General features: G+C 42.5%; 3 protein-coding genes and 1 pseudogene. 3 read left to right on the forward strand and 1 reads right to left on the reverse strand.

Annotated features, from left to right (window positions below):
- The 3 genes and pseudogenes from FC814_RS23830 to FC814_RS22435 all read left to right on the forward strand — a co-directional run.
- Positions 1–60 (forward strand): IS1 family transposase (locus FC814_RS23830; RefSeq protein ID WP_071528444.1); only part of this gene is annotated, 60 nt, incomplete at its 5' end.
- 115 nt (positions 61–175) lie between these two features.
- Positions 176–862, forward strand: a complete 687-nt coding sequence (gene lpfB, locus FC814_RS22430; protein ID WP_137326488.1) for a long polar fimbrial biogenesis chaperone LpfB — start codon at positions 176–178, stop codon at positions 860–862.
- 23 nt (positions 863–885) lie between these two features.
- Positions 886–1,938: pseudogene (locus tag FC814_RS22435) on the forward strand (fimbria/pilus outer membrane usher protein); the annotation flags it as partial.
- Between the two features lie 13 nt (positions 1,939–1,951).
- Here the strand turns inward: FC814_RS22435 and FC814_RS23835 are convergent.
- The gene (locus FC814_RS23835) at positions 1,952–2,008 is read right to left on the reverse strand and encodes an IS1 family transposase (protein WP_003032489.1); all 57 of its coding nucleotides are present in this window, start codon (positions 2,006–2,008) and stop codon (positions 1,952–1,954) included.
- Positions 2,009–2,010: the final 2 nt, after the last annotated feature.

Genomic DNA, 2,010 nt, shown 5'->3' on the forward strand with positions numbered 1-2,010 from the left:
TCGGTGGAGCTGCATGACAAAGTCATCGGGCATTATCTGAACATAAAACACTATCAATAAGTTAGAGTCATTACCGCTCAGGTTGATTTCAATCTGTCTTACGAGTAATAGTTAGTTTCACAATTGGCGAAGATGAATTCTCCGCCAATTGTGTTCAACGTTCATGGATAGAATGATGAAAAAAAAATTCATTGCGTTAACTCTTTGGGTGTTAATTTCGCAGTCTGCACTAGCGAGTGGGGTTGGGCTTAGTTCTACTCGGGTGATTTATGACGGTAATAAGAAAGAAGCATCGCTAACCGTACAAAACAAAAATAAATCAGAAGAATTTCTTATTCAGTCATGGGTTGATGATGCAACGAGTAGTAAAAAAACACCATTCATCATTACTCCGCCATTATTCAAACTTGAGCCAGGAAAAAACAACATCTTACGTATCGTAAATGTGAATCCGTCCTTACCTCAGGATCGTGAATCTGTTTACTGGGTAAACGTCAAAGCGATTCCTTCTCAAAATGAAGAAAATGAAGGGAAAAATGTCTTGCAGATTGCAGTTCGTACTCGCATCAAGCTTTTTTATCGCCCAGCAGGTCTAAAAGGGGATATTAAATCTTCGCCAGGAGAACTACGTTTTACGCGAAACGGTAAACAGATAAAAGTTGACAATCCAACTGTTTTTAACATCACGTTCAGTGATGTATTTATTAACGGACACGAAATTGAAAAGTCCGGTATGGTGCCAGCAAAAGGGTCTTTGAATATCAATTTGCCTGCAGGTGTGAACAGTGCTTCGCAAATAAAATATAATACAATTAATGATTTTGGCTCTTCAGGTGAATATCTGACTCGCGAAATTAATTAATAGTTTTCAGGGGAACCAACTTAATGTCATGGATGGTCGTTTCGCGCACTTACACTTCTTTGCCCTTTTCTTTATCTGTATTGGCGCTTACGGTTGCAGGCTCTTTTTCTGCGACAGCTGGAAAATTTAATCCGCGTTTTCTGGAAGATACCGCAGGGATCAACCAGCATGTTGACCTTTCCATGTACGAAACTGACCATGGCGCGCAGTTGCCTGGAACATATCGCGTTTCTTTAATCGTCAATGAACAAAAAATGGAAACGCGCACTCTGGAGTTTAAGGCGGCTACAGAATCCCAACGAAAGGAGATGGGGGAGTTTCTCATACCTTGTTTAAGCCGGACACAACTGGCTGATATGGGCGTTCGTGTAGACAGTTTTTCAGCACTTAACCTTATACCAGCAGAAGCCTGTGTGGCGTTTAATGAAATTATCCCTCAGGCGACCAGTCATTTTGATTTTAGCGAACAAAAGCTGGTGATGAGTTTTCCTCAGGCGGCAATGCAGCAGGTTGCTCGCGGTACAGTACCTGAATCTCGCTGGGACGATGGTGTGCCCGCGTTGCTTCTTGATTACAGTTTCAGCGGTAGTAACAGTTCTCATGATACAAAAAGTTATAATCGCTACATTGATGAAAATGGTAATCATCACCAGGATAAAAACGAAACTAGCCAGACTAACGATAGCTACTACTTAAGTATGCGAAGCGGCCTTAACCTTGGGGCATGGCGTCTGCGAAATTACAGTAACTGGAGCTATAGTAACGGCGAGAAGCAGTGGGACAATATTGGCACCTATGTAACACGGGCCATTGTTCCGCTGAAAGCGCAACTGACATTGGGTGATACAGCAACACCTTCAGATATTTTTGACAGTGTGCAGATGCGCGGGGTATTACTGGCCTCTGATGAAGAAATGTTGCCAGACAGCCAACGTGGTTTTGCTCCGGTAGTTCGAGGGATAGCGAAAAGTAACGCGGAAGTCAGTATTGAACAAAATGGTTACGTGATTTATCGAGCATTTGTTCAGCCAGGTGCGTTTGAAATTAACGATTTATACCCCACAGCGAACAGCGGGTAATGACTCCAACTTATTGATAGTGTTTTATGTTCAGATAATGCCCGATGACTTTGTCATGCAGCTCCACCG

This window comes from Escherichia sp. MR, assembly GCF_005280595.1.
Classification (GTDB): Bacteria; Pseudomonadota; Gammaproteobacteria; order Enterobacterales; family Enterobacteriaceae; genus Escherichia; species Escherichia ruysiae.

Coding starts and splice junctions, on each gene's coding strand:
- lpfB (WP_137326488.1), top strand. CDS start 176: ATGAAAAAAAAATTCATTGCGTTAACTCTTTGGGTGTTAATTTCGCAG.